Raw genomic sequence first — 24719 nt, forward strand, 5'->3', positions numbered from 1 at the left:
TCCCCGGCCGACACGCCGCGCTAATTCCCGGATTTGCGCACGCTCGCGGGAGAGCGGCCGAAGAAGAAACCGGCCGTAATCAGGATCTGCGCTGCCGCATAGGTCCACCAGACCGGCACCGCCAACGCTTCATTGCCCAGCACGAACCGGCCGATACCGATCATCGCGTCCGATGCCGCAAAGCACACCGCGCCCACTGCGGTCCAGGCCGTGGGCAGCCGCGCCAGCAGCGCAGCACAGACCATGGCGCCCAGCACCACCATGTAGAGGATCACCGGCACCGTGAGGTTTTCGCGCGCCAGCCCCGGCCAGAACCACACCAGCAGCGCCAGACACGCTACGCACGTCGCCGCGACCGCCAGCAGACGCGGAAGGGACCGGGCCGCCAGCGGGACCAGCGCCCCCAGAAAACACAGGTGCGCCAGCAGGAACGACGCCAGCCCCAGCACGAACGACATCGGCCACCACGGGATGGCCAACAACACGTCGCCGATCGCCGAAAACATCAGCGCCGGCATCAGCCAGCGCCGCTCGCTGACAATCGGATGCGCAACTGCCGCGCCGACCAGTAGCAGCGCCATCGAGGCTTTGACTATCGGCTGGCCGGTGAACCGCCCGGTCAGTTCGGCGCCCGGCAGCGAACGTAGTGCCGTCACTGTCAGAAATAACCCGTAACCGACCCCTGCCCAGCCGGCGAGCACCCAGGCGCCGCTCACCATGCGCGGTGCGTACGGTGTCTGCATGCCCGACGACACCGGTTCTGCTATCGACCCCATTCTGCTGAAGGTACTGGATAAGGTGCCGTTCCGGTTATCGCTCGACGACGGGCTCGAGGCAGCCCGGAAACGGTTTCGGGACCTGCCGCGGCGTTCCGTGCACCCGGAGCTGCGAGTCGACAACCGCACCATCGTCGGCCCTGACGGACGTATTGACATCAGAATCTATTGGCCCTCAACGGATGCCGTATTGCCGGTGGTGGTGTACTTCCACGGCGGCGGCTTCGTCGTCGGCGATCTGGACACCCATGACGGCACCTGTCGCCAGCACGCCGTCGGCGCCGAGGCGGTCGTGGTATCGGTGGACTATCGGCTGGCACCCGAGCACCCCTATCCCGCGGCCATTGAGGATGCCTGGGCCGCAACGCAATGGGTCGCCCAGCACGGCAACGAGCTCGGAGCCGACGTCACCCGGTTAGCAGTGGCCGGGGACTCGGCGGGCGGCACCATCGCCGCGGTGATCGCACAGCGCGCTCGCGACGAAGGCGGCCCGCCGATCGCCTTCCAGCTGTTGTGGTACCCGTCCACGCTGTGGGATTCGTCGCTGCCGTCGTTCACCGAAAACGCCGCGGCGCCGGTCCTGGGCCGCGACGCCGTCGCCACGTTCTCCCGTTGGTACGCAGGCGAAGTCGACCTACGCGAGCCGCCAGCGGGGATGGCGCCGGGACGGGCGAAGAATCTGGCGAACTTGGCACCGGCGTACATCGCCGTCGCCGGACATGACCCGCTGCGCGACGACGGGCTGCGCTACGGCGAGCTGCTCGGCGCCGCCGGTGTCTCCGTCGAGGTGCATAACGCCGCGACGCTGGTACACGGCTACGTCGCCTACGCCGCTGTGGTGCCCGCTGCCACCGAGGCCACGGACCGTGGACTGGCGGCGCTGCGCAATGGGCTTCACCGATGATCGCCGCCCCGAGATAGACCCCACCCTCAAGGCGCTGCTGGACGCGGCATCGCTGACGTTCACTGCCGGCGACGGTGTGGAAGTCGCGCGGGCAAAGCTGCGCCAATTGCAGGCTCCGCCAGAGATGTTGCCGCAGTTGCGGATCGAGGAACGCACAATCGGGGCGGGTGTCCCGGTGCGCATCTACTGGCCGCCGGACGCCGAGCACACCGATCTGCCCGTCGTCGTCTTCTACCACGGCGGCGGATGGTCGATCGGCGACCTGAACACCCACGACCCGGTTGCCCCGCCTGCATGCCCTGGGCGCTGAGGCCATCGTGGTCTCGGTCGACTACCGGCTCGCGCCCGAGCACCCGTTCCCGGCCGGGGTCGACGACTGCTGGGCCGCATTGCAGTGGGTCGGTGAGCACGCCGGCGAGCTGGGCGGTGACCCGAAGCGGATCGCCGTGGCCGGCGACTCCGCCGGCGGCAACCTGTCGGCGGTGATGGCGCACCTGGCCCGTGACCACGGCGGGCCGACGCTGGTGCACGGCTTCGTCAGCTTCGCGCTGTTGGTCCCCGCCGCGGCCGAGGCAACCAACCGTGGGCTGGCCGCGCTGAAGAAGGCGCTGCACGGATAGGGCGTCACCGTTCCTGGCCTGGGTCGATGCGAGCGTACCCATCCGCCACTACAGTGGGCGACTTCGGTGCACACGAACGTCGAACAGTCGAACAGGAGCCGAATCATGCTTGTACTGACACCCGCGGCGGCCCAGGCCGTCAAGGCCGTGACCACCGACCCAAACGTCCCGGAGGTTGCCGGGCTGCGGATCGCGTCGACCGCGGATGAACAGAACGCCTTGCAGCTCAGCGCGACGGAGGGGCCAGGCGACGGCGACCAGGTCGTGGAGGGCGAGGGCGCCCGGGTGTTCCTCGAACCGCGGGTCGCCGAGTTTTTGGACGACAAGGTGCTGGACGCACGAGTGGACGAAGAGGGCGCCCACTTCGTGTTGCTTGACCAAGCATGAGTTGATCCCGCAGGTCCGCAACGGGCCGACGTCGTAGCTCATAGAGTTGCTGCATGATCACCGCATGGGGCGCGCATCGTCGGGAGCGGCGGGCATGACGACGAGTACGCAGCCCGACTACCACACCCTTGTCGTCGGCGCCGGATTCTCCGGCATCGGCGCCGCCATCAAACTCGACGTGGCCGGACTCGGTGACTATCTGGTGATCGAAGCGGGCGACGGCGTCGGCGGCACCTGGCACTGGAACACGTATCCCGGTATCGCCGTGGACATTCCGTCGTTTTCCTACCAGTTCTCGTTTGAGCAGCGGCCCGACTGGTCGCGAACGTATGCACCGGGCAACGAGCTGAAGGCCTATGCCGAACACTGCGCCGACAAGTACCGCATTCGGCCCAAGATCCGGTTCAACACCAAGGTCTTGTCCGCGGAGTTCGACGACGAGCAGGCGCTGTGGCAGGTGCACACCGATCCCGGCGGCGTGGTCACCGCGCGGTTTTTGATCAACGCCAGCGGTGTGCTCACCGTGCCCAAGCTGCCTGACATCGATGGCGTCGACTCGTTCGACGGCATCACGATGCATACCGCGCGCTGGGACCACCAGCAGGACCTGAGCGGTAAGCGGGTCGGCATCATCGGCACCGGCGCCTCGGCCGTTCAGGTGATTCCGGAGATCGCGCCAATCGTCAAGCAGCTCACCGTTTTTCAGCGCACACCTATTTGGTGTTTTCCGAAGTTCGACGTGCCGCTGCCCAAGCCGGCGCGCTGGGCGATGCGGATCCCGGGCGGCAAGGCGGTTCAGCGGTGGGCCAGCCAAGCCTATGTCGAGGCGACCTTCCCGATCCCGGCGCAGTACTTCACGGTATTCCCGATGGCCCGGTGGATGGAACGGGCCGGGCGGGCCTATCTGCGCCAACAGGTCGAGAATCCGGAGGTGCGTGGACAGCTCACACCCCGTTACGCCGTGGGTTGCAAGCGGCCCGGCTTCCACAACAGCTATCTGTCGACGTTCAACCGCGACAACGTCCGGCTGGTGACCGAGCCGATCGACAAGATCACGCCGTCGTCGGTGGCCATCACGGGTGGCGACAGCCACGAGATCGACGTGCTGGTGCTGGCCACCGGCTTCAAGGTGATGGACACCGACAGCGTGCCGACGTTCGCGGTCAGCGGCAGCGGCGGGCGCTCGCTGAGCCAGTTTTGGGACGAGCACCGGTTGCAGGCTTACGAAGGGGTCAGCATTCCCGGCTTCCCGAACCTGTTCAGCGTGTTCGGCCCCTACGGCTATGTCGGGTCATCGTATTTCGCGCTGATCGAAGCGCAGACACACCACATCGTGCGGTGTCTGAAGCGGGCCGGTCACGACGGCGCGATCCGCGTCGAAGTCACCGAGCAGGCCAACGACCGGTACTTCGCCGAGATGATGCGACGTCGGCACCGCCAGGTGTTCTGGCAGGACAGCTGCCGGCAGGCCAACAGCTATTACTTCGACAAGAACGGCGATGTGCCGCTGCGGCCCACTACTACCGTCGAGGCCTATTGGCGCAGCCGTCGTTTCGACCTCGACGACTACCGGTTCACGGCTTAGGTACGCCAGCAGACAGAGAATCGCACTGCGCGGGCGTTTCGCATGCGATTCTGCGTCTGCTCGCCGCTAGATAGCTGATTTCAGCGCGTCGACCTTGTCCAGCCGCTCCCAGGGCAGGTCGACGTCGGTGCGGCCGAAGTGGCCGTAGGCGGCGGTCTGCGCGTAGATCGGCCGCAGCAGGTCGAGGTCGCGGATGATCGCGCCGGGCCGCAGGTCGAACACCTCGCCGATGGCCTTCTCGATTTTGATCGGGTCGACGGTCTCGGTGCCGAACGTCTCGACGAACAATCCCACCGGGGCGGCCTTGCCGATGGCGTAGGCGACCTGCACCTCCACCCGCTCGGCCAGCCCGGCGGCCACGACGTTTTTGGCCACCCAGCGCATCGCGTAGGCCGCCGAGCGGTCCACCTTCGACGGATCCTTGCCGGAGAACGCGCCGCCGCCGTGGCGGGCCCAGCCGCCATAGGTGTCGACGATGATCTTGCGGCCGGTCAGCCCGGCGTCGCCCATCGGCCCGCCGAGCACGAACTTGCCGGTCGGGTTGACCAGCAACCGGCAGTCGGAGGTGTCCATGGTGTCGTGCGCAAGGTCGGACAACACCGTGTTGACGACCTTCTCGCGAATGTCCGGGGTCAGCGTTGCTTCCAAGTCGATGCCGTCGGCATGTTGGGTGGACAGCACCACGGTGTCCAGCCGCACCGGGACGGCGCCGTCGTACTGGACGGTGACCTGGGTCTTACCGTCCGGCCGGAGGTAGTCCAGCACGCCGTTCTTGCGAACCTCGGTGAGCCGGCGCGACAGCCGGTGCGCCAGCGCGATCGGCAGCGGCATGTACTCCGGGGTGTCTTTGATCGCATAGCCGAACATCAGGCCCTGGTCACCGGCGCCTTGCGCGTCCAGCGGGTCACCCGCACCCTCGACGCGGGTCTCATGGGCGGTGTCGACGCCCTGGGCGATGTCGGGCGACTGGGCGCCGATGCCGATGTTGACACCGCAGGTGGTCCCGTCGAAGCCCTTGTCCGATGAGTCGTAACCGATGTCGAGGATGCGACTGCGGACGGTGTTGGTGATCTCGGCGAACGCTTCCTTCGCGGTCGTCGTCACCTCCCCGACCACATGAACCTGGCCGGTGGTGACCAGCGTCTCGACCGCCACCCGGGACCTCGGATCGTCGGCCAGCAGCGCGTCGAGCACCGAGTCGCTGATCGCGTCACAGATCTTGTCGGGATGGCCCTCGGTTACCGACTCACTGGTGAACAGCCGACCCTTATCGCTCACACCCAGATCCTTCCCATTCTCCACAAAATGTTAGTTAGGCGAAGTATATCGCCATGTCCGTCGTCCGGCCTGCGGGGCCGGGCGTCACACGATAACGCGCCTACCCGCTGCCGCCCTGCAGAAAGGTGGCGATTGCGTCCACGATACGACTGGCCATCAGCGTCTTGGAGCCGTGCTGCAGCGCTGTCTCGGTGCCGTCGGAGCTCAGCAACCAACCGTCGTTGCTGTCCACCTCGAAAGCCTTACCCTCGCCGACGGCGTTGACCACCAGCAGGTCGCAGCCCTTGCGGCGCAGCTTGGCCCGGGCGTGAAACAACACGTCGCCGTTCTCGTCGCCGGTCTCGGCGGCGAACCCGACGATGGCCCGCATGTTGGGCAGTTGGCCGTCGGCGCGGGACCGCACTGCGGTGGCCAGCACGTCGTCGTTGCGGACGAGTTCGATGACCGGCGGCGCCTCGGCGCCTTTCTTGATCTTGGCGGTCGCCACCTGCGACGGACGGAAGTCGGCGACGGCCGCGGCCATCGCCAGCACGTGGGCGTCGGGTGCGTGCTTGGAGACCGCGTCGCGCAGCTGCTGCGCGGAGCTGACGTGCACCACCTCGACGCCGGCGGGGTCGATGAGCCCGGCGGTGTGTCCGGCGATCAGCGTCACCTCAGCGCCGCGCTGGGCGGCCACCCGCGCCAGCGCATAGCCCTGCTTTCCCGAGCTGCGGTTGCCGATGAAGCGCACCGGGTCGATCGGCTCGCGGGTGCCCCCGGCGGTCACCAGCAGCCGGCAGCCGGCCATGTCGTAGGGCAGCGCGTCGTGCCGCTCCAGCAGCAGGTGGACCAGTGTGGTGATCTCCTCGGCCTCGGGCAGCCGGCCGGCGCCGCTGTCGGCGCCGGTGAGCCGCCCGGACGCGGGTTCCAGTACCACTGCACCGCGACGGCGCAGAACCGCGACGTTGTCGACGGTGGCCGGATGTAACCACATCTCGGTGTGCATGGCGGGCGCGAACAGGACCGGACATCGCGCGGTCAGCAGGGTCGCGGTGAGCAGATCGTCGGCCCGCCCGGCGACGGCCCGGGCCAGCAGGTCGGCGGTGGCCGGCGCGACGACGACCAGATCGGCCTGCTGGCCGATCGCGACGTGCGGCACCGCCGGGACGTCGTCGAAGACGCCGGTGCGCACCGGCTGGCCGGAGAGCGCCTCGAAGGTCGCTGCCCCGACGAAGCGCAGGGCGGATTCGGTGGGGATGACCTGCACGTGATGGCCGGCCTCGGTGAGCTGGCGCACCACGGTGCACGCCTTGTAGGCGGCAATGCCACCCGAAACGCCGACGACGATCCGTTTGCGGTCCATCACTCCCGCTCTTCGAGCATGCCGTGGCGCCTGACCGTCTTATTCGCCTTCGGTGTGCTCGAGCAGGTCGGCGTGGATCTCGCGCATCGCGATCGACAACGGCTTTTCCTGCAGCCCCGGCTCGACCAGCGGCCCGACGTACTCGAGGATGCCCTCACCGAGCTGGTTGTAGTAGTCGTTGATCTGCCGGGCGCGCTTGGCCGCATAGATCACTAGCGCGTATTTGCTCGACACGCGGTCCAGCAGCTCGTCGATGGGTGGGTTGGTGATGCCCAGCGGCGTGTCGTAGCCGACCGCGCCGGACGCCGGATCCAGCTGATCCATGGTGGAGACGGCGGCAAGTTGGGCGTCGGATTGCGGGGTGCTCACGTAAGTCTTTCTCCTGGCGGCGTAGAGCGGCGGACAATGTGTGGTGGTGAATCGGCTCTAGATGGCGGATCACGCCGTATCCGGCGCGGTGCCCACCAGCAAGGATACCAACTCCGAGCAGGCAGTTTCCAATCGACTGTTCACCACGATCTCATCGAAATCACCCTGAGCTGCCATTTCGGTCCGCGCGGTGGTAAGCCGACGACGGATTACGTCGGCGGTCTCGGTGCCGCGGCCGACCAATCTGGCCTCCAGCACTTCCCAACTCGGCGGCGCCAGGAACACAGTGATCGCCTCTGGCAGCGCCTGCTTGACCGCGCGCGCTCCGGCCAGGTCCACCTCGATAAGCACCGGATGGCCGGATTCGGTGGCCTCTCGGACCGGCTGGGCCAGCGTGCCGGACCGGTGTAGCCCGCCGTGGATGTCAGCCCACTCCAGCAGCGCGCCCTCGTCGATCAGCTGCTGAAATCGCGCAGCCGTCACGAAGTGGTAGTCGACACCGTCGACCTCGCCTGGACGGGGTTCCCGAGTCGTTGCCGACACGCTGAAATGCAGGTCGGGGATGCGCTCACGCAGGCAGCGGACCAGCGTCGATTTGCCGACCGCGGAGGGACCGGCCAGCACGACAATCCGTCCTGCGGCGTGCGGCCGCAGTCGTTCGTCGCGCTGGCCGCCCGGTCCTCCGTCGGCGGTCACCGACTCCCCTCAACTAACTCGCCCGACTGGTGCTCAGGCCCTCCGGCCCGCATCGTCGTCGGGTTAGGAGAAGTCGAACTTTTCCAGCAGTGCCTTGCGCTGACGATCGCCGAGCCCACGCAGGCGGCGGGTCGGTGCGATTTCGAGCTCGGTCATGATTTCCTGCGCCTTGACCTTGCCTACCTTCGGCAACGCCTCCAGCAGCGCAGATACCTTCATCTTGCCCAAAACCTCGTCGGTCTCAGCATCCTTGAGCACCTGCTTGAGGTTGGTGCCGCCGCGCTTGAGCCGGTCCTTGAGCTCGGCACGTGCTCGACGCGCGGCAGCAGCCTTCTCCAACGCGGCCGCGCGCTGCTCGTCGGTCAACTGGGGAAGGGCCACGATTCCTCCGTCTCATCGATCTTTGGTTTATCTCAGCCGGGTACTCCAGCCAGCGGAGACGACCGTACTCACGGTGCCAGACGAAATCTAACCCGCCCCCCTGGTTAGAGCTACAAAGGCCCAGCGTGCGGGGCGGTGCGGCGGTACTTCGGCAGGTCGCGCGGCGACTTGGCCAGGCACCGTCCCGACGAGCTACCGCTTCGTAAGCGGAGCCCGGATCCGGCTGTCTAGCAGGGGCTTTGGGCTATCGGTCCAGCCTGATACTGGGCGGGGCCGCAGGGTCGGGACGGCCTCAAAAGGTGCTGACAACCCGAAATTCGAACAATTACGCACGTCACGGCGTGTCGCGCGTGTCGCGCGGCGCGTCGCGCTGGGGCCGGCAACGCGGCTCTCGGCGTTTACCGGGCTCTGGGCGGCGGGATGCCGCGTTTCGGGGCATGCGGCGGGAGCTACTACGCTCTGTAGTAAGCGGTGGATTTGTGCCGGCGTGCGGGTCCGACGTACCGCAGCCGCTCCCCCGACCACCCGCCAACTGCGGTTATAGCGATGCCCTACGTCGCACAGGCGTGCGTACAAGCCACGTCGCCGGTAGTCGCACAGGATAGGATCGGTTCGTGCCGACGATGCGGATCCGTGAGGCCGCCGAGCTGCTGGGGGTCAGCGACGACACCGTCCGGCGGTGGATCGACCAGGGCACCCTGTCCGTCAGCCACGACCAATCCGGCCGAAAGGTGATCGCCGGCGACGTCTTGGCGGAATTCGCGCGGACCAACGCGCCGCTACAGCCGCCAAACCCGCTGGGCGTCGGCAGTTCGGCACGCAACCGCTTTGTCGGCTTGGTCACCAAAGTGGAGACCGACAAGGTGATGGCCCGTGTCGAGATGCAATGCGGACCGTTCACGGTCGTATCCCTGATGAGCGCCGAGGCCGCTCGCGAGTTGGAGTTGGAGCCTGGCAGCGTCGCGGTGGCCGTCGTCAAGGCCACCACCGTGATCGTCGAAACACCCGGACAGTCCGCCTAACCAGACGCAAGGCGGGTGCGCGCTAGCGCGCCGTCAGGTATGCGACCGCATCGCGCATCTGCTCGCCGGCCGCGCGGAGAGCGACGACGTCCGGTCCGGCCCGCAGCACGTCGCGCGACACCGCGGGCCACAGCTGATTTGAGCTCGCCCCACCCAGGCGCGACAACGCGTCGGGCCGGCCGCCCTGGGCGCCGATACCAGGTAGCAGCACCGGTCCATCGAGGTCGCTGAGATTGGGTACCTCGGCCAGCGTGGCGCCGACGACAACCCCGACCGAAGCTGGCTGGCGGGTCCGGTTCCACGCGGCGACGTCGTCGACCACGGTCTGCGCAACAGTGCGACCGCCGCTCATCGCCCGCTGCACGCCGGCACCTTCCGGGTTGGACGTCGCGGCCAGTACGAACACTCCCCGCTCGCGGGTCGCCGCGGTGTCCAGCAGCGGCTGCAGGGAACCGAATCCCAGGTAGGGCGAGGCTGTCACCGCGTCGGCCGTCAGCGGCGACTCGCCCAGCCACGCTTCGGCGTAGGCGGCCATCGTCGACCCGATGTCACCCCGTTTGGCGTCGGCCAGCACCAGCACACCAGCGGCACGCAGTGCGCCGATCGTGCGCTCCAAAACCTGGTATCCGCCGGCACCATATGCCTCGAAAAACGCCACTTGCGGTTTGACCATGGCGAATCCGGCGAACGCCTGCACACAGGTATCGCAGAACGCCGCCAAACCGTCGGGTGTCAGCGGCAGATCCCATCTGCGCAACAGTTCAGGATGCGGGTCTATACCAAGACATAACGGTCCGCGCTGCGACCTGGCCTCGGCCAGTTTGGCGCCGAATCCGGTCATGGTCGATGGTCGCCGATGGCGCTGTGCAGCTCTTGCAGCGAGCGCACGCCGATGTCTCCGCGGATTCCCGCTTCGATGCCCTGGACGGCAGCCGAGGCGCCCTGCACCGTCGTCACGCAAGGGATGTTCATTCCCACTGCCGCCGAACGGATCTCGTAGCCGTCGATGCGAGGCCCGGAGTTGCCGTAGGGCGTGTTGATCACCATGTCGACCTCACCGGCGCGGATCGCGTCGACTGCCGACAGCGGCGGCCGGTCCGGTTGCGGCGGTTCGAAATGCTTGCGCACCTCGTCGCAGGGGATACCGTTACGGCGCAACATCTCCGCGGTGCCTTCGGTGGCCAGCACCCGAAAGCCCAAGTCGGCCAGCCGCTTGACCGGGAACACCAGCGACCGCTTGTCGCGGTTGGCCACCGACACGAACACCGTGCCCTGTGCCGGCAACGAACCGTAGGCGGCGGTTTGGCTTTTGGCGAATGCGCTGCCGAAGTCGCGGTCGATGCCCATGACCTCGCCGGTCGATTTCATCTCAGGGCCCAGCAACGAGTCGATTCCGGACCCGTCGGCGGTGCGGAAACGGTGGAACGGCAACACCGCTTCCTTGACCGCGATGGGTGCGTGCGGCGCCGCGCTGGCACCGTCACCGGAGACCGCCAGCAGCTTCTCGGAGCGCAGCTGGGCAATGGTGGCGCCCAGCATGATTCGCGCGCAGGCCTTGGCCAGCGGTATCGCCGTCGCCTTCGAGACGAAGGGCACGGTGCGGCTGGCGCGGGGGTTGGCCTCCAGCACGTAGAGCACGTCGTCCTTCAGCGCGAATTGCACATTGAGCAGCCCCACCACGCCGATGCCGTGCGCGATCGCCTCGGTGGCCTGTCGCACCTTGTCGATATCGGTGCGCCCCAGCGTGACCGGAGGAAGCGCGCACGCCGAGTCCCCGGAGTGGATGCCGGCCTCTTCGATGTGTTCCATGATGCCGCCGATATAGACTTCGCTGCCGTCGCACAATGCGTCGACGTCGATTTCGATCGCATCCTCGAGGAAGCGGTCGACCAGCACCGGGTGCTCGGGCGACAACTCGGTGGCGCGGGCGATGTAACCCTGCAACGTCTCGTCGTCGTAGACGATCTCCATGCCCCGACCGCCCAGCACATACGACGGCCGCACCAGCACCGGGTAGCCGATCTCGGCAGCGATCCGGCGGGCCTGCTCGAAGGTTGTCGCGGTGCCGAACCGTGGTGCCGGCAGCCCGGCCGCATTGAGCACGTCGCCGAAGGCGCCGCGGTCTTCGGCCAAATCAATGGCTTCCGGCGGCGTTCCGACGATCGGCACGCCGGCGTCGGCGAGCCGTTGCGCCAGACCAAGCGGCGTCTGGCCGCCGAGCTGCACGATGACACCGACCACTCCCGGACCACCGATGCCCGACTGGGACTCGGCGTAAAACACCTCCAGCACGTCCTCGAAGGTCAGCGGCTCGAAGTACAACCGGTCGGCGGTGTCGTAGTCGGTGGAGACGGTCTCCGGGTTGCAGTTGACCATCACGGTCTCAAAGCCGGCCCGCGACAACGTGGTTGCCGCATGTACACAGCTGTAGTCGAACTCGATACCTTGCCCGATCCGGTTAGGGCCCGACCCGAGGATGAGCACCTTGGGTTTGTCGGTCTGCGGTGCCACCTCGGTTTCGGCGGCCGGGTCGAGCTCGTAGCTGCTGTAGTGGTACGGCGTCTTGGCCTCGAATTCAGCTGCGCAGGTGTCCACCGTCTTGTACACCGGGTGGATGCCCAGCCTTCCCCGCAATGACCGCACGCCGTCCTCGCCGGCCAATTCCGGTCGCAGCGCGGCGATCTGGCGGTCGGACAGGCCGTTGTGCTTGGCGCGCTGCAGCAGATCCACGTCGAGCACCGCGGCGTCGGCCAGCTCGCGCCGCAGTCCCACCAGCTCGGCGATCTGTGCGACGAACCACGGATCGACGCCGGATGCGTCCGACACCTGCTCGACCGAGGCGCCCAGCCGCAACGCCAGCTCGATGTCGTAGAGCCGGCCCTCGGTCGGGGTGCGCAGCCGTTGCAGGGTGTCCTCGACGCCCGTTTGCGGGTCCGCCTTGGTCCAGAACCCGGCACGACTGGTTTCCAGCGACCGCATCACCTTGCCGAGCGCCTCGACGAAGTTGCGGCCCAACGACATTGCCTCGCCGACGGATTTCATCGTGGTGGTCAGCGTCGGATCGGCACCGACGAACTTCTCGAACGCGAACCGCGGCGCCTTGACCACGACGTAGTCCAGCGTGGGTTCGAAACAGGCCGGGGTTTCTTTGGTGATGTCGTTGAGGATCTCGTCGAGGGTGTAGCCGATGGCCAGTTTGGCCGCGATCTTGGCGATCGGGAATCCGGTGGCCTTGGACGCCAGCGCCGAGGACCGCGACACCCGCGGATTCATTTCGATGACGATCAGCCGACCGTCGCGCGGGTTGACCGCGAACTGGATGTTGCAGCCGCCGGTATCCACGCCGACCTCACGCAGAATCGCGATGCCCAGATCCCGCATCCGCTGGTATTCCCGATCGGTCAACGTCATCGCCGGCGCGACGGTCACCGAGTCACCGGTGTGCACACCCATCGGGTCGACGTTTTCGATCGAGCACACCACCACGACGTTGTCGTTGCCGTCGCGCATCAGCTCGAGTTCGAATTCCTTCCAGCCGTAGATCGATTCTTCGATCAGCACGTTTGCGCTCGGTGAGGCGGCCAGCCCGGCGCCGGCCATCCGATCGACTTCCTCAGCGCTGTGCGCCATTCCCGAGCCGAGACCGCCCATCGTGAAGCTCGGCCGTACCACCACCGGCAGCCCAAGCTCGTCGACGGTCTCGCGGACCTCGTCAAAAGTGAAACACACGCGGCTGCGCGCGGATTCGCCACCGACCTTGGCGACGATGTCCTTGAACCGCTGCCGGTCCTCGCCGCGCTGGATGGCGTCGAAATCAGCGCCGATCAGCTCGACGCCGTAGCGCTCTAAAACCCCGTTCTCGTAGAGCGCGACCGCGGTATTGAGTGCGGTTTGGCCGCCCAGAGTGGCCAACAGCGCGTCGATCTTGTTGCCGCGCTCGGCCTGCTGGGCGATGACCCGTTCGACGAAGCCCGGGGTGATCGGCTCGACGTAGGTGTGGTCGGCATACTCCGGGTCGGTCATGATGGTGGCCGGGTTGGAGTTGACCAGGCTTACCTGCAGCCCCTCGGCGCGCAGCACTCGGCAGGCCTGAGTGCCCGAATAGTCGAACTCGCAGGCCTGCCCGATGACGATGGGGCCCGAGCCGATCACCAAGACATGGTTGAGGTCATTGCGACGCGGCACTAGTTGCCCACCTTTCTGGCGCGAGCGTGCGTGTTCCCGCCCGCACGCCCGGCGTGTCGGGCGGGAACACGCACGCTCGCGGTAGTGATGAGAGGGCTCATCGCCGGGCCTCCATCAGGTCGACGAACTGGTCGAACAGGTATTCCGCGTCGTGCGGGCCGGCAGCGGCCTCCGGATGATATTGCACCGAGAAAGCCTGCCCATCAACAAGTTTGACGCCTTCCACGACACCGTCGTTGGCGCAGGTATGGCTGACGACCGCCGGGCCGAATGGTGTGTCGAACCGCTGCCCTGCCTCGCCCTCCAGGGCGAAGCCATGGTTCTGCGCGGTCACCGCGACCCGCCCGGTGGCATGGTCCATCACCGGGATGTTGATCCCGCGGTGGCCGAACACCATCTTGTAGGTGGACAGGCCCAACGCGCGGCCCAGGATCTGGTTGCCGAAACAAATGCCGAACAACGGGATTCCGGCGCCCAGCACCTCTCGGGTCACCTCGACGATATGCGCGGCGGTGGCCGGGTCGCCCGGACCATTGGACAAGAACACGCCGTGCGGCCTGATCTCGGCGATCTGGTCGAAGGTCGTCGACGACGGCAGCACGTGGCTGCGGATGCCGCGGCGGGCGAAGTTGCGCGGCGTGTTGGTCTTGATCCCGAGATCCAGCGCGGCCACGGTGAACCGTTGCGGCCCTTCAGGATCGACGACATAGCTGCCGTCGGTGCTGACTTGGCCCGCCAGGTCGGCGCCCAGCATCGGCTGCTGGCCCTGCACCCGTTGTAATAGCTCCTCGGGGTCGGCGAGCGCCGCGCCGGAGAACACACCCGCCTTCATCGAACCGCGGCTGCGCAAATGCCGCACCACCGCGCGGGTGTCGATGCCGGCGATCCCGACAATCTGTTGGCGCACCAGTTCGTCTTCGAGCGTGGTGGTAGCCCGCCAGTTCGACGGGCGCGGCGAGGGATCCCGCACGGCGTAGCCGGCGACCCAGATTCGATCGCCGCGGCTCTCGGCGTCCTCGTCGTTCCAACCGGTGTTGCCGATCTGCGGCGCAGTAGCTATCACGATCTGACGGTGGTAGCTGGGATCGGTCAGCGTCTCCTGATAACCCGACATCCCAGTGGAAAACACCGCTTCACCAAGCGTCTGGCCGATCGCCCCGAACGGAGTCCCGGTGAACATCCGGCCGTCCTCGAGGACCAGCACTGCTTTACTCATGACGCTTCCTCCGGCAGCCAGCGGGCGTAGTCGTCGCGGTTGTCGCCGCAAAAGCCGGTGTCGATCTCGGCGCCGGACGGCAGCCGCCAGCGGATCGCCAGGATCCCGTTGCGCGGGGTTACCTTGCCGACTATGCCGCGTTCAGTGCGGATGGCGCTGATCGACTCTTGCGGAATCCAGATCGGCCGGGCGCCGCTGCGTTGCACCATGATCCCTTCCGGATAGCGGGTGAGTACCGCCTTGGTGCGGTAGCCCAGATCGCCGACCGCGACCCGGTCGTGCCAGCTGGGCACCAGCGTGCAACCGACGTAGATGCCGCGTGTCGGCGCAACAGTGGGCGCGCCCACCGTGTCGGGTACCGGCGGCAGCGTGCCGACCAGCGCAGCCTGCCGTTCGCCGCGGCGGCGCCAACCGCGGATCATCAGCTGGATCACGAACGCGATTCCCACCACCAACACGGCGGCGAAGATCAGCGAGATGACCAGCGTCCCGGAGTTCACGCCGGGCTCTTTCCGTCGCGGGCAGTGACCTTGCCACGCAACAGCGTCGCGGTCACCGCCGCAGGCAGCGTCATCGATTCGTAGGGCGTGTTGGCCGATCGGCTGGCCAACTCCGCGCCGGTTACCGTCCAGCTGGCGTCCGGATCCACCACGGTCAGGTTCGCCGGTTCGCCAACTTCCAGCGGGCGGCCCTGATCGGGCAGCCGCGCGATGCGGGCGGGATTTTCGCTCATCACCCGCGCCACGTCCCGCCAGGTCAGCAGGCCTGGAACCACCATCGTCTGCACCACCACCGATAGCGCGGTCTGCAATCCGAGCATGCCGGGCAGCGCCGTGGCGAACTCGACGCACTTCTCGTGCTCGGCGTGCGGTGCGTGATCGGTGGCCACACAGTCGATTACCCCGTCAGCCAAGGCCTGACGCAGCGCGATGGCGTCGGCGGTCTCGCGCAGCGGCGGGTTGACCCGGTTGGTTCCGTCGTAGCTGGCGAGCCGGCTGTCGTCGAGCAGCAGGTGATGCGGTGTCACCTCGGCGGTAATGGAAATCCCTTGCTGCTTAGCCCATTTCAGGAGCTCGACGGTGCCGGCGGTGGAGGCATGGCAGATGTGTATCCGGGCACCGGCGTCGCGGGCCAGCAGCGCGTCACGGGCGACGATCGACTCTTCGGCCGCCCGAGGCCATCCCGACAGCCCCAGCCGCGCCGCATTGGGGCCCTCATGGGCGACGGCGCCGGCCGTCAGCCGTGGCTCCTCGGCGTGCTGAGCGACCAGCACACCGAGGCCGGTCGCATACTCCAGGGCGCGGCGCATCACCAGCGGGTCGTAGACGCACTTGCCGTCGTCGGAGAACATCCGCACCTGTGCGGCGCCGGCGGCCATCATGCCCATCTCGGTGAGCTGGGTGCCGGCCAGGCCGACGGTGACCGCTCCGACCGGGTGCACGTCGACCAGGCCGACCTGCTGGCCGCGATGCCAGACGTGGTCGGTGACCACCGGGCTGTCGGCGACGGGATTGGTGTTGGCCATGGCGAACACCGCGGTGTAGCCGCCGAGCGCGGCTGCGGCCGAACCGGTTTCGATGTCCTCGGCGTATTCGCGGCCCGGTTCACGGAGATGGGTGTGCAGATCGACGAATCCCGGTAGCAGTACCTGCCCGGTGGCGTCGATCACATCGGCGGAATCGGGAATCGCCAGTCCCGCGCCGATTGCGGCGATCTGACCGTCGTCGACCAGCACGTCGACCCGGTCTTCCGCGCCGTAGCGACGCACACCGCGGATCAGCACACTCACGCTGCGATATCCTCCGCCCCCACCAGCAGGTGGAACAGCACTGCCATTCGCACATGCACCCCGTTGGAAACCTGCTGCAGCACCGCCGATTGCGAAGAGTCGGCCACCGAGAACGCGATCTCCATGCCGCGCAGCATCGGGCCCGGATGCAGCACCACGGCGTGGCCGGGCAGCATGGCCTGCCGCCGGTCGGAGAGCCCGTAGAGCACCGAATACTCGCGCGCAGTGGGGAAAAAGCCGCCGTTCATCCGCTCGGCCTGCACCCGCAGCATCAGCACCGCATCGGCGGCGGGCAGTTCGGCGTCCAGGTCGTAGGACACGGTGACCGGCCAGTCGGCGACCCCGACCGGCAGCAGCGTGGGCGGCGCCACCAGCACCACTTCAGCACCTAGGGTCGCCAACAGCATCACGTTGGAGCGGGCGACCCGGCTGTGCAGGATGTCGCCGACGATGACGACCCGTCGACCGTCGATGCCGCCGAGCCGCTGACGAATGGTCAGGGCGTCCAGCAGCGCCTGGGTCGGATGCTCGTGGGTGCCGTCGCCGGCATTGATCACCGACGGCCCGCCCTCGGAACTGGCAGTCCAGTCCGCGAGCCGATGCGCCGCACCCGAGGCCGGATGGCGGATCACCAATGCGTCGGCGCCGGCCGCACGCAACGTCAGCGCGGTGTCCCGCAGCGACTCCCCTTTGGCCACCGACGATCCCGTCGAATTGACGTTGATCACGTCGGCGCTCATCCACTTGCCGGCCACCTCGAACGACACCCGGGTGCGGGTGGAGTTCTCGTAGAACATGGTGATCACGGTGCGCCCGCGCAGCGTGGGCAGCTTGCGCACCTCGCGACCGACCAGGGCCTCGGCGAACCGGTCGGCGTCGTCGAGGATCGCGGTGGCGTCGTCGCGGGACAGGTCACCGGCCGCCAACAGGTGCCTCGGGCTCATCGGGAGATCACCACCCCATCACGGTCGTCGTGCTCGACCATCAGTACGTGCACACTCTCGCTGCGGGAGGTCGGCACGTTCTTGCCCACGTAGTCGGCGCGCACCGGCAGCTCACGGTGGCCGCGGTCGACCAGCACGGCCAACTGCACGGCCCGCGGCCGGCCCTGGTCGCGCAGCGCGTCGAGCGCCGAACGCACCGACCGTCCGGAGTAGAGCACGTCGTCGACCAGGATCACCAGCGCGTCGTCGATGCCGCCGACCGGGATCGAGGTGGCCTCCAGCGGGCGCGGCGGCTTTTGCATCAGGTCGTCGCGGTACAGGGTGATGTCCAAAGCACCCCAGGCGACCTCGACGCCGGCGAACTCGGCGATGTGGGCGGCCAGCCGCTCGGCCAGCGCCACCCCGCGGGTCGGGATGCCCAACAGCACCACCCTCGGCGCGTCGGGTCCGTCCAGCGCGGTCTTTTCGATGATCTGGTGCGCGATACGGGAAATGGTGCGGCTCACGTCGGCCGCCGACATCAATTCGCGGCCGGTGCCGGTGTCACCCGCAGCACCCATGCGAGACCTTGACCTCCTTCTCCGCCTCACCGGACGGATCGTTAAAGGATGTCGACTGCCCGGCAGCCTAGCACTGCCCACTACCCTGGCGAAAATGACAGGCACCGAATCGTCCGGCTTTTCCGGTATCGATTTTGACGCCCTCTACCGCGGCGAAAGCCCGGGCGGGGGCCGGCCGGCGGTGACGACGCCGCCCTGGGACACCAAGGCACCCAAGGACAACGTCGTCGCTTGGCAGGAGCAGGGCCTGGTGCACGGTGAGGTCCTCGACGTCGGTTGCGGTCTCGGTGACAACGCCGTCTATCTTGCCCGCCAGGGTTTCCGCGTCACCGGGCTGGACATCTCGCCGACCGCCCTGATCACCGCCGAGCGCCGCGCCAGGGACGCGGGCGTGCAGGTGACGTTCACGGTGGGCGACGCGACCACCCTGGCCGGCTACACCGACGCCTTCGACACCGTCATCGACAGCGGCATGTTCCACTGCCTCGACGAGGACGGCAAACGCAGCTACGCCGGCGCGGTGCACCGGGCCACTCGGGCCGGCGCCACCTTGTTGCTCAGCTGCTTCTCCGACGCCAACCCGCCGGACGAGGACTGGCCGCGGCCCGCGGTGTCTGAGCAGACGCTGCGCGACGTGCTCGGCGATGCGGGCTGGGACATCGAGTCGCTGGAACCGGCGGCGGTGTACCGGGAAGGGTGGGGCGGCGAGATGGTGTTCTGGTACGTCCATGCCCAACGGCGGGCCGAGTGAATCTCGAGGGAAATCAGACCTCCATCCGCGAGGCCTGCGACGCCGGGCTGCTCGCCGGCGCATTGACCATGGTGTGGCAGCGCGGAAAAGTGTTGCAGGTCAACGAGATCGGTTACCGCGACCTCGACGCCGGGCTGCCGATGCAGCGCGACACGCTGTTTCGCATCGCGTCGATGAGCAAGCCGGTTACCGTTGCCGCCGCGATGAGCCTGGTCGACGAGGGCAAGCTTGCGTTGCGCGCGCCGATCTCGCGCTGGCTGCCCGAGTTCGCCGAGATGCGCGTGCTCGACAACCCGGCTGGTCCACTGGATCGGACACATCCGGCGCAGCGGGCGATCCTGGTTGAGGACCTGCTCACCCACACCAGCGGTCTGGCATACGGATTCTCGGTCGGCGGTCCGATCTCGCGGGCATACGTTCGGTTGCCGTTCAGTCAAGGTCCCGACACCTGGCTGGCCGCGCTGGCGGAGCTGCCGCTGGTCCATCAACCGGGTGACCGGGTCACCTACAGTCACGGCATCGACGTGATCGGCGTGCTGGTCTCGCGGATCGAGGGCAAGCCATTTCACCAGGTTCTCGACGAACGGATTCTGCAGCCGCTGGGCATGACCGACACCGGGTTCTGCGTCTCGGTCGAGGGGCGGCGGCGAGCCGCGACGATGTATCGGCTCGATGAGAACGACCGGCTGCGTGACGACGCGATGGGGCCGCCGCACCTGACGATGCCGAATTTCTGCAACGCCGGCGGCGGACTGTGGTCGACGGCCGACGACTATCTGCGATTCGCCGAGATGCTGATGGCTGACGGAACTCTCGACGGAATACGCGTGCTGTCCGAAGAGTCGACGCGCGCGATGCGCACCGACCGGCTCACCGCCGAGCAGAAGCGGCATTCCTTTTTGGGAGCGCCGTTCTGGATCGGCCGCGGGTTCGGGCTGAACCTTTCGGTGGTGACCGATCCAGCCAAGTCGGCACCGTTGTTCGGACCCGGCGGCCTGGGCACGTTCAGTTGGCCGGGGGCCTACGGGACGTGGTGGCAGGCCGATCCAGCCGCCAACCTGATCCTGCTGTACCTGGTGCAGAATCTGCCCACGCTGTCATCGGATGCGGCCGCCGCGGTCGGGGGGAACACGTCGCAGGCCCGACTGCAAGCCGTGCAGCCGAAGTTCGTGCGCCGCACCTACCGCGCGTTGGGGTTGTAGGCCCCCGCTGAGTCAGATCATCGCGATCGGTGAGACTTTCACCCCGACCTCCAGCGCGCCGGCCAGTTCGCGGCTGACGTCGTAGTCGAACACCACATGCCCGGAGATGACGTCGACGTCGCGTTTGGCCCGTTGCAACGGATTGTCCAGAAATTGCGCGCTGGCCCCGGAGGCTTCCAGCAGATCGGCGATCACCGCACGCGATTCGTGCACGATATGCGCGGCGGCCACCCGGGCGTTCGCACGGGCCGCACGGCTGATCCGCTGCCCGCTACCGACGGTGTCCTGGATGCGATTTGCGGTGTCTTCGAGTAACGCGCGCAGCGCCCGCAGCCGTACCCGCGCCTGACCGAGTCGCAGTTGGGCGGCCGGTTGATCCTTTTGCGCCACACCGGAATATGCGAGCACCCGCTCGCCGAGTCGCCGAGCATAAGTGTCGGCGACCAGTTCCGCCGAGCCCAGCGCGGGCATCGCGGCTGTCAGGGCCAGTGCGGGCACCAGCGGCCAGCGGTAGGTCGGCGCGTCATGCAACTGGGCACCCGGTGTGGTGCCGGCGTAGATGTCGGTGACCTTGACCAGGCGGTGGCCGGGCACCCATACGTCGTCGACGACGACGTCGTTGGAGCCCGTCGCGCACATCCCGGCGGTATGCCAGACGTCGTCGACTCGGATGTCGGAGGCCGGCAGTAGCACCAGCGCCGGATCCGGGTCACAGAACGCGCCCACCAACACCCAATCGGCATCCATCACGCCGGTCGCCCATGACCACCGTCCGGTCAACCGGATGCCGCCGTCGACCGGTGTTCCCCGTCCAGTCGGTGCCAGCGGCGCCGGACACAGCACCGGCCCGTCGGCGAACACTTCGTCCTGGGCCTGCTCACTCAGCAGCGCCAGCATCCAGTTGTGCAGGGTGTAGAAGCCCAGCGTCCAGGCGCTCGACGCGCAGCCGTGGGCCATTCGCCGTACCGCATCGAGGATCTCGGGAAACTCCGCCTGCTGCCCGCCGTACCGCGCCGGTTGCAACAGCCGCGCCAGTCCGCAGGCCCGATAGTCGGCAATGGTGTCCTGCGGTAGTCGGCGCAGTTTCTCCGCCTCGCCCGCACGCGCTGCCAACCGGCCCACGAAGTCGTCGGTGATCCCCGGCGCAGCCGCGGGCGATGCCGTCATGCCAGGCACCATACCATACCTTTTGGTATGGTAGAGCGACCGCGAGGCCGCGGACGGTGAAAAGCCCGCGCGGAGGCCGGTTTTGGGCATCATTGCGCCATCAATGGCGCAACATCACCTCGAGGAACGCTTCGCGACGGCCGGCGGCCTGCGGGCTCGGTCGCGAACCGGACAGGTGCAGGAACCCGATCCCCGCGGCAAACGTGGCATTGGCCCGCATTTCGGCCTGGTCGGTGTCGAAACCGTCGTCGACGAAAGCCTGCCGCACGGCGGCGACGACACGTTGGTCCGAGGCGCGCACCGCATGAGCGACCGCAGTCTCCGAGCGTGCCCATTCCCGCATCGCGCGTTCCAGCATCCAGTGCCGCGGGCCGACCAGCGCGGTCATCATCCGCGACAGCCGCTGGCGGGGCGGGTCGCCCGCCAAGTCGTCGAAGTACCCGCGGTCCTCGTCGCGGACGGCCGCCCAGGCATCGATCAGCGCCGTGCGGTAGGCCTTCATGTCGCTGAAGTGCCAGTAGAAGCTGCCCTTGGTGACCCCGAGCCGACGGCAGAGCCGGTCGAGGGTCAATGCCTTGATGCCGTCCTCGGCGAGTACCCGGAAACCCTCCTGCACCCAGTCCTCCACGGAGAGCCGGGAATTGGCTGAACTACCCGAAGCCGCCACGCTCGCCAAGCCTAGCCATCCAGGCAGGCACCGATTGCCGAAATTCGCCGCTTTGGCCGACGGCCACCTGCACGTCGCGCGGCTGGGCTGGTCAGGAGCCGGTCGATGATTTCGAGCAGATCGTCGACGAATATCGTGCCGATGTCTTCCGCAACGGCGCCGGCTTTTCGGACTGGCAAAACGGATCGATTGACTTCTGCCGGATGCGCGTCGATCTTCGACCGCGGCTGCACACAATCTCGTGTCCCACGCTCTTCATCCAAGGAAGCCGCGACATCGGTGTTAATCCCAAGCACACACGCGCAGCCGCGAACGCGGTCTCCGGCGCGCATTTCGAGCTCATCGACGGCGCCGGGCACTCGGCCAACCGACAGCAACCTGAACGCGTGAACGCCCTCATCGCGACGTTCCTCAATTAACGCGGCGGCGCCCGCAGCGCGCGACTGAAGGCTAGTTCACCCCAGAGGTCGTTTCGGCGATGTCGGCGCCGCTGGCGCCAGACCGCACACCCAGGCCGTGAAGCGCGGCCGCGCGGCTGATGTCGCTGGGCGAGACGATGCCAACCACGTCGTCATCGCGGAATACGAGCGCCCTGCCATCTGCGCATCCTTTAAGCCGGGAGAGCAAGGCCGATAACGGTTCGTCCGGCCGGGCTCGCGGAATCTCATCCGGCGGGCAGGCCACTTCGCGCAACAGGGTGGTCGCCCGCCGCGCGGCCGGAACGGCGCGGATCCGGTTGAGGGTGACGAGGCCTTGCAGCTGTCCGGCGTTGTCGAGTAACGGGAATGCGGAATGTCGGTGCAACAGCGCGATGTCGCGCAGGAACTCGGCGATGCTGGAGCTGGCGTCCGCCGTTTCGGGGTGCTCGGTCATGACGTCGCGAACCCGGACTCCCGCCAGCGCCGCGCTTGTCCGGGCATGGTGCTCCTCGGCGCTGGCCATGGTGACTACGAACAAGCCGAGCAGGATCCACCACAGCCCGTTTCCGAGGCCGCCACCGATAGCTTGCAGTATGCCCAACGCGATCAGAGTGAAGCCGAAAATTCTGCCCGCCCTTGCGGCTACCACCGTCGCGGTGAGCCGATCGCCTCGCCACGCCCATACCGCGGCGCGCAGGATACGCCCGCCATCCAATGGCGCCGCCGGGATCGTATTGAAGACGGCCAGCACCACATTGATCACGGCCAAACAGCCGGGCACCGCCACCATCAAGGCGTTCATGTCGGCCAGATTGCCCAGCCAGGCCACTGCACCGAACACCGCTGCCAGCAGCAGACTAGTGAGGGGACCGATCGCAGAAATGCGGAAATCAGCACCGGGCGTGGCGGCCTCGCCGCGCAGCCGGGCGACCCCGCCCAGCAGCCACAGCGTGATGCCTTCCACTTCCACGCCGTTGCGTCGTGCCACGATCGCATGAGCTAGTTCGTGGGCCAGCAGCGACACCACGAACAGCACAGCGGCCACCACCGCCGCCAGCGGGTATGCGCCTGACGGGAACCCTGCGGCGAGCCGCGAAAATCGCACCGACAGACCGCCGATCAGCAGCACCACGATGGCCAATACGCTCCAGTGCACACCGACGGCCACACCGGCTACCCGCCCCAGCCTTACTGTCGACGTCATCGCTACCCCTCTGCCCTTCTCATCCGCGTTTACCAGCGCAGCAGCGCAGCCACACCGCCGGTGTCTCTCAGCACTCCATCGGCCGCGCCCTCGACGGGACTAATTCGGGCCCCAGTATTGAGTGCTCGTTCGACCAGCCTTTCGGTCAATCGGGGCTCCGGCGTTTCCGCTTGTCCGTCGGGGCCGACCTCCTCGCCGGCGTACAACGCCCCGCCGGCGCCTACCATCCCGGTGTAGCGGACCTGCGGGTCGTATACCAAGTGTGCGACTCTCCCGGCGTTCAACGCTGCAGCCACCTCGGACAACCCGAGGGCGGCGATACCCGACCCGGCGGCATCGCGGACATGTTCCAGGAGCTGCCTTTCCCGTTGGCCGTGCTGCGCATGTACCCATTCCGTGACGGCCATTGCGAGCGCAACATCATCCAGCCCGTTGAGAACCCGAGCGTCGGCGAATACCTTGCTGCGAAGCGTTTGGGGGAACCTCGCGACGGTCGGTTCGGTCCAGCGCTCGCCGCCGCTGATGAGGATCCGCTGCCAGCCACGATCATCGGCCATCTCCGCAGCGGCCTTGGTCACCTGGTCTAAGAACCGCTCGATCCGGTCGCGGTCGCGAGCTTGGCGCTGTTCGCGGACCGGTGTGTGGAACTGCCCTTCCGGGCCGCCGCCGACTTGGCCGGCACGCTCATGCGGCGCCTCAGCGTACGGCTGCGCCATCTCACTCAGCGTGCGAAGCGCCCCGACTCGCCACTCGAGCAGCCGGGCGTGCTCCGCTGACACCAGCACGACACCAGCCGTCCGACCTTCGTCGAGCAACTCCAGCAACGGATGGATGAACGGTCCATCGTCGAACACCACCCGATTGGCCACTGGCATGGCGCTCTCAAATCGCAGAATCCAGTCGCCATCCAACGCGGCGAAGGCGACGCGCCCTCGTCCCGATGCTGTCGGGCTTGCCAGGCTCTCTATCTGCGGCCAGAGTCGCTCGAGCGCGGCAGCCACGTCGCGGCGCTGATCAGAACCGGCAACCTCGGCAACCCGACGCTGCAACTCCCGAAAACGGTTTCTCAGGTCGATTGCGACGCCTTGCAGGTTCGGGTCTTGGCTGGGATCTGCGCTTAGGTAGACGGACAACACCCCGAGCTTGTCGGTTCGCTGGGATATTTCCCACAGATCGTCCTCATCGAGCCGCTCGATCGCGTTCATAGTTCGCCACCTCGTTCCCTTCGCGGGTCCTTCAAGCCATGTGCCACGCG

General features: G+C 67.4%; 24 protein-coding genes and 1 pseudogene. 8 read left to right on the forward strand and 17 right to left on the reverse strand.

The genetic code is table 11. The features are described 5' to 3' along the window. Positions 1–20 precede the first annotated feature (20 nt). A complete protein-coding gene (locus AC5Y5W_RS11930; RefSeq protein WP_500009776.1) occupies positions 21–743 on the reverse strand; it encodes a lysoplasmalogenase in 723 nt (240 codons plus the stop codon). On the opposite strand from AC5Y5W_RS11930, the gene lipI reads away from it, so the two are divergent. The 4 genes and pseudogenes from lipI to AC5Y5W_RS11950 all read left to right on the forward strand — a co-directional run bounded on the left by lipI (position 742) and on the right by AC5Y5W_RS11950 (position 4272). Next, complete coding sequence (lipI, locus tag AC5Y5W_RS11935; RefSeq protein WP_500009725.1) at positions 742–1680, forward strand: esterase LipI; 939 nt, start codon at positions 742–744, stop codon at positions 1678–1680. The two genes, AC5Y5W_RS11930 and lipI, sit on opposite strands and share 2 nt — an antisense overlap. Further along, positions 1664–2207: pseudogene (locus AC5Y5W_RS11940) on the forward strand (alpha/beta hydrolase); the annotation flags it as partial. The gene lipI and the pseudogene AC5Y5W_RS11940, both read left to right, overlap by 17 nt. Before the next feature lie 198 nt (positions 2208–2405). Then, positions 2406–2687, forward strand: coding sequence for a hypothetical protein (locus AC5Y5W_RS11945; RefSeq protein ID WP_500009723.1), 282 nt, complete (start codon positions 2406–2408; stop codon positions 2685–2687). Between the two features lie 94 nt (positions 2688–2781). Further along, the gene (locus tag AC5Y5W_RS11950; RefSeq protein ID WP_500009722.1) at positions 2782–4272 is read left to right on the forward strand and encodes a flavin-containing monooxygenase; all 1491 of its coding nucleotides are present in this window, start codon (positions 2782–2784) and stop codon (positions 4270–4272) included. A gap of 66 nt (positions 4273–4338) precedes the next feature. On the opposite strand, the gene metK is transcribed toward AC5Y5W_RS11950, so the two are convergent. The 5 genes from metK to mihF all read right to left on the reverse strand — a co-directional run bounded on the left by metK (position 4339) and on the right by mihF (position 8338). Then, the gene (gene metK / locus AC5Y5W_RS11955) at positions 4339–5550 is read right to left on the reverse strand and encodes a methionine adenosyltransferase (protein ID WP_500009721.1); all 1212 of its coding nucleotides are present in this window, start codon (positions 5548–5550) and stop codon (positions 4339–4341) included. 100 nt (positions 5551–5650) lie between these two features. Continuing rightward, entirely contained in the window at positions 5651–6895 is a 1245-nt protein-coding gene (coaBC, locus tag AC5Y5W_RS11960) for a bifunctional phosphopantothenoylcysteine decarboxylase/phosphopantothenate--cysteine ligase CoaBC (RefSeq protein WP_500009720.1), read from the reverse strand. A 36-nt stretch (positions 6896–6931) separates the two neighbouring features. Then, positions 6932–7261: a DNA-directed RNA polymerase subunit omega gene (gene rpoZ / locus AC5Y5W_RS11965; protein WP_499890324.1), complete on the reverse strand. Its 330-nt coding sequence runs from the start codon at positions 7259–7261 to the stop codon at positions 6932–6934. Positions 7262–7330: 69 nt separating this feature from the next. Continuing rightward, a complete protein-coding gene (gene gmk / locus AC5Y5W_RS11970; protein ID WP_500009719.1) occupies positions 7331–7957 on the reverse strand; it encodes a guanylate kinase in 627 nt (208 codons plus the stop codon). A 63-nt stretch (positions 7958–8020) separates the two neighbouring features. Continuing rightward, a complete protein-coding gene (gene mihF, locus AC5Y5W_RS11975; RefSeq protein WP_003932123.1) occupies positions 8021–8338 on the reverse strand; it encodes an integration host factor, actinobacterial type in 318 nt (105 codons plus the stop codon). Positions 8339–8952: 614 nt separating this feature from the next. On the opposite strand from mihF, the gene AC5Y5W_RS11980 reads away from it, so the two are divergent. Further along, positions 8953–9360 carry a TOBE domain-containing protein gene (locus tag AC5Y5W_RS11980; RefSeq protein ID WP_156657689.1) on the forward strand — a complete coding sequence of 136 codons (408 nt, stop codon included), beginning with the start codon at positions 8953–8955 and terminating at the stop codon, positions 9358–9360. A 22-nt stretch (positions 9361–9382) separates the two neighbouring features. Here AC5Y5W_RS11980 and pyrF read toward each other — a convergent pair whose 3' ends face one another. The 7 genes from pyrF to pyrR all read right to left on the reverse strand — a co-directional run bounded on the left by pyrF (position 9383) and on the right by pyrR (position 18054). Next, positions 9383–10201, reverse strand: a complete 819-nt coding sequence (gene pyrF / locus AC5Y5W_RS11985; RefSeq protein ID WP_500009718.1) for an orotidine-5'-phosphate decarboxylase — start codon at positions 10199–10201, stop codon at positions 9383–9385. Further along, positions 10198–13545 carry a carbamoyl-phosphate synthase large subunit gene (gene carB, locus AC5Y5W_RS11990; protein ID WP_500009716.1) on the reverse strand — a complete coding sequence of 1116 codons (3348 nt, stop codon included), beginning with the start codon at positions 13543–13545 and terminating at the stop codon, positions 10198–10200. The genes pyrF and carB overlap by 4 nt, the downstream gene beginning before the upstream one ends. 97 nt (positions 13546–13642) lie before the next feature. Continuing rightward, the gene (gene carA / locus AC5Y5W_RS11995) at positions 13643–14761 is read right to left on the reverse strand and encodes a glutamine-hydrolyzing carbamoyl-phosphate synthase small subunit (protein WP_500009715.1); all 1119 of its coding nucleotides are present in this window, start codon (positions 14759–14761) and stop codon (positions 13643–13645) included. Next, the gene (locus AC5Y5W_RS12000) at positions 14758–15261 is read right to left on the reverse strand and encodes a PH-like domain-containing protein (RefSeq protein WP_500009714.1); all 504 of its coding nucleotides are present in this window, start codon (positions 15259–15261) and stop codon (positions 14758–14760) included. The genes carA and AC5Y5W_RS12000 overlap by 4 nt, the downstream gene beginning before the upstream one ends. Next, the gene (locus tag AC5Y5W_RS12005; RefSeq protein ID WP_500009713.1) at positions 15258–16550 is read right to left on the reverse strand and encodes a dihydroorotase; all 1293 of its coding nucleotides are present in this window, start codon (positions 16548–16550) and stop codon (positions 15258–15260) included. Before AC5Y5W_RS12005 ends, AC5Y5W_RS12000 begins: the two co-directional genes overlap by 4 nt. After that, a complete protein-coding gene (locus AC5Y5W_RS12010) occupies positions 16547–17494 on the reverse strand; it encodes an aspartate carbamoyltransferase catalytic subunit (protein ID WP_500009712.1) in 948 nt (315 codons plus the stop codon). The genes AC5Y5W_RS12005 and AC5Y5W_RS12010 overlap by 4 nt, the downstream gene beginning before the upstream one ends. Beyond that, positions 17491–18054 (reverse strand): bifunctional pyr operon transcriptional regulator/uracil phosphoribosyltransferase PyrR, encoded by a 564-nt coding sequence (gene pyrR / locus AC5Y5W_RS12015; RefSeq protein WP_500009711.1) that lies wholly within the window; start codon positions 18052–18054, stop codon positions 17491–17493. The genes AC5Y5W_RS12010 and pyrR overlap by 4 nt, the downstream gene beginning before the upstream one ends. Before the next feature lie 94 nt (positions 18055–18148). Between pyrR and AC5Y5W_RS12020 the strand changes: the two genes are divergently transcribed. Both AC5Y5W_RS12020 and AC5Y5W_RS12025 read left to right on the forward strand, forming a co-directional pair. After that, positions 18149–18805 (forward strand): class I SAM-dependent methyltransferase, encoded by a 657-nt coding sequence (locus tag AC5Y5W_RS12020; RefSeq protein ID WP_500009709.1) that lies wholly within the window; start codon positions 18149–18151, stop codon positions 18803–18805. Then, positions 18802–20007: a serine hydrolase domain-containing protein gene (locus AC5Y5W_RS12025; protein ID WP_500009708.1), complete on the forward strand. Its 1206-nt coding sequence runs from the start codon at positions 18802–18804 to the stop codon at positions 20005–20007. The genes AC5Y5W_RS12020 and AC5Y5W_RS12025 overlap by 4 nt, the downstream gene beginning before the upstream one ends. A gap of 12 nt (positions 20008–20019) precedes the next feature. On the opposite strand, the gene AC5Y5W_RS12030 is transcribed toward AC5Y5W_RS12025, so the two are convergent. After that, positions 20020–21174, reverse strand: a complete 1155-nt coding sequence (locus AC5Y5W_RS12030) for an acyl-CoA dehydrogenase family protein (protein WP_500009707.1) — start codon at positions 21172–21174, stop codon at positions 20020–20022. Positions 21175–21274: 100 nt separating this feature from the next. Then, positions 21275–21841 (reverse strand): TetR/AcrR family transcriptional regulator, encoded by a 567-nt coding sequence (locus AC5Y5W_RS12035; RefSeq protein WP_500009706.1) that lies wholly within the window; start codon positions 21839–21841, stop codon positions 21275–21277. 17 nt (positions 21842–21858) lie between these two features. On the opposite strand from AC5Y5W_RS12035, the gene AC5Y5W_RS12040 reads away from it, so the two are divergent. Beyond that, positions 21859–22260 carry an alpha/beta fold hydrolase gene (locus AC5Y5W_RS12040; protein WP_500022323.1) on the forward strand — a complete coding sequence of 134 codons (402 nt, stop codon included), beginning with the start codon at positions 21859–21861 and terminating at the stop codon, positions 22258–22260. A gap of 31 nt (positions 22261–22291) precedes the next feature. Here AC5Y5W_RS12040 and AC5Y5W_RS12045 read toward each other — a convergent pair whose 3' ends face one another. Together AC5Y5W_RS12045 and AC5Y5W_RS12050 are read right to left on the reverse strand one after the other, a co-directional pair. Beyond that, the gene (locus tag AC5Y5W_RS12045) at positions 22292–23464 is read right to left on the reverse strand and encodes a site-2 protease family protein (RefSeq protein ID WP_500009705.1); all 1173 of its coding nucleotides are present in this window, start codon (positions 23462–23464) and stop codon (positions 22292–22294) included. 29 nt (positions 23465–23493) lie between these two features. After that, entirely contained in the window at positions 23494–24669 is a 1176-nt protein-coding gene (locus AC5Y5W_RS12050) for an MSMEG_1130 family ribosome hibernation factor (RefSeq protein WP_500009704.1), read from the reverse strand. Positions 24670–24719 lie beyond the last annotated feature (50 nt).

The sequence above is a fragment of the Mycobacterium sp. NGS51 genome, assembly GCF_059812525.1.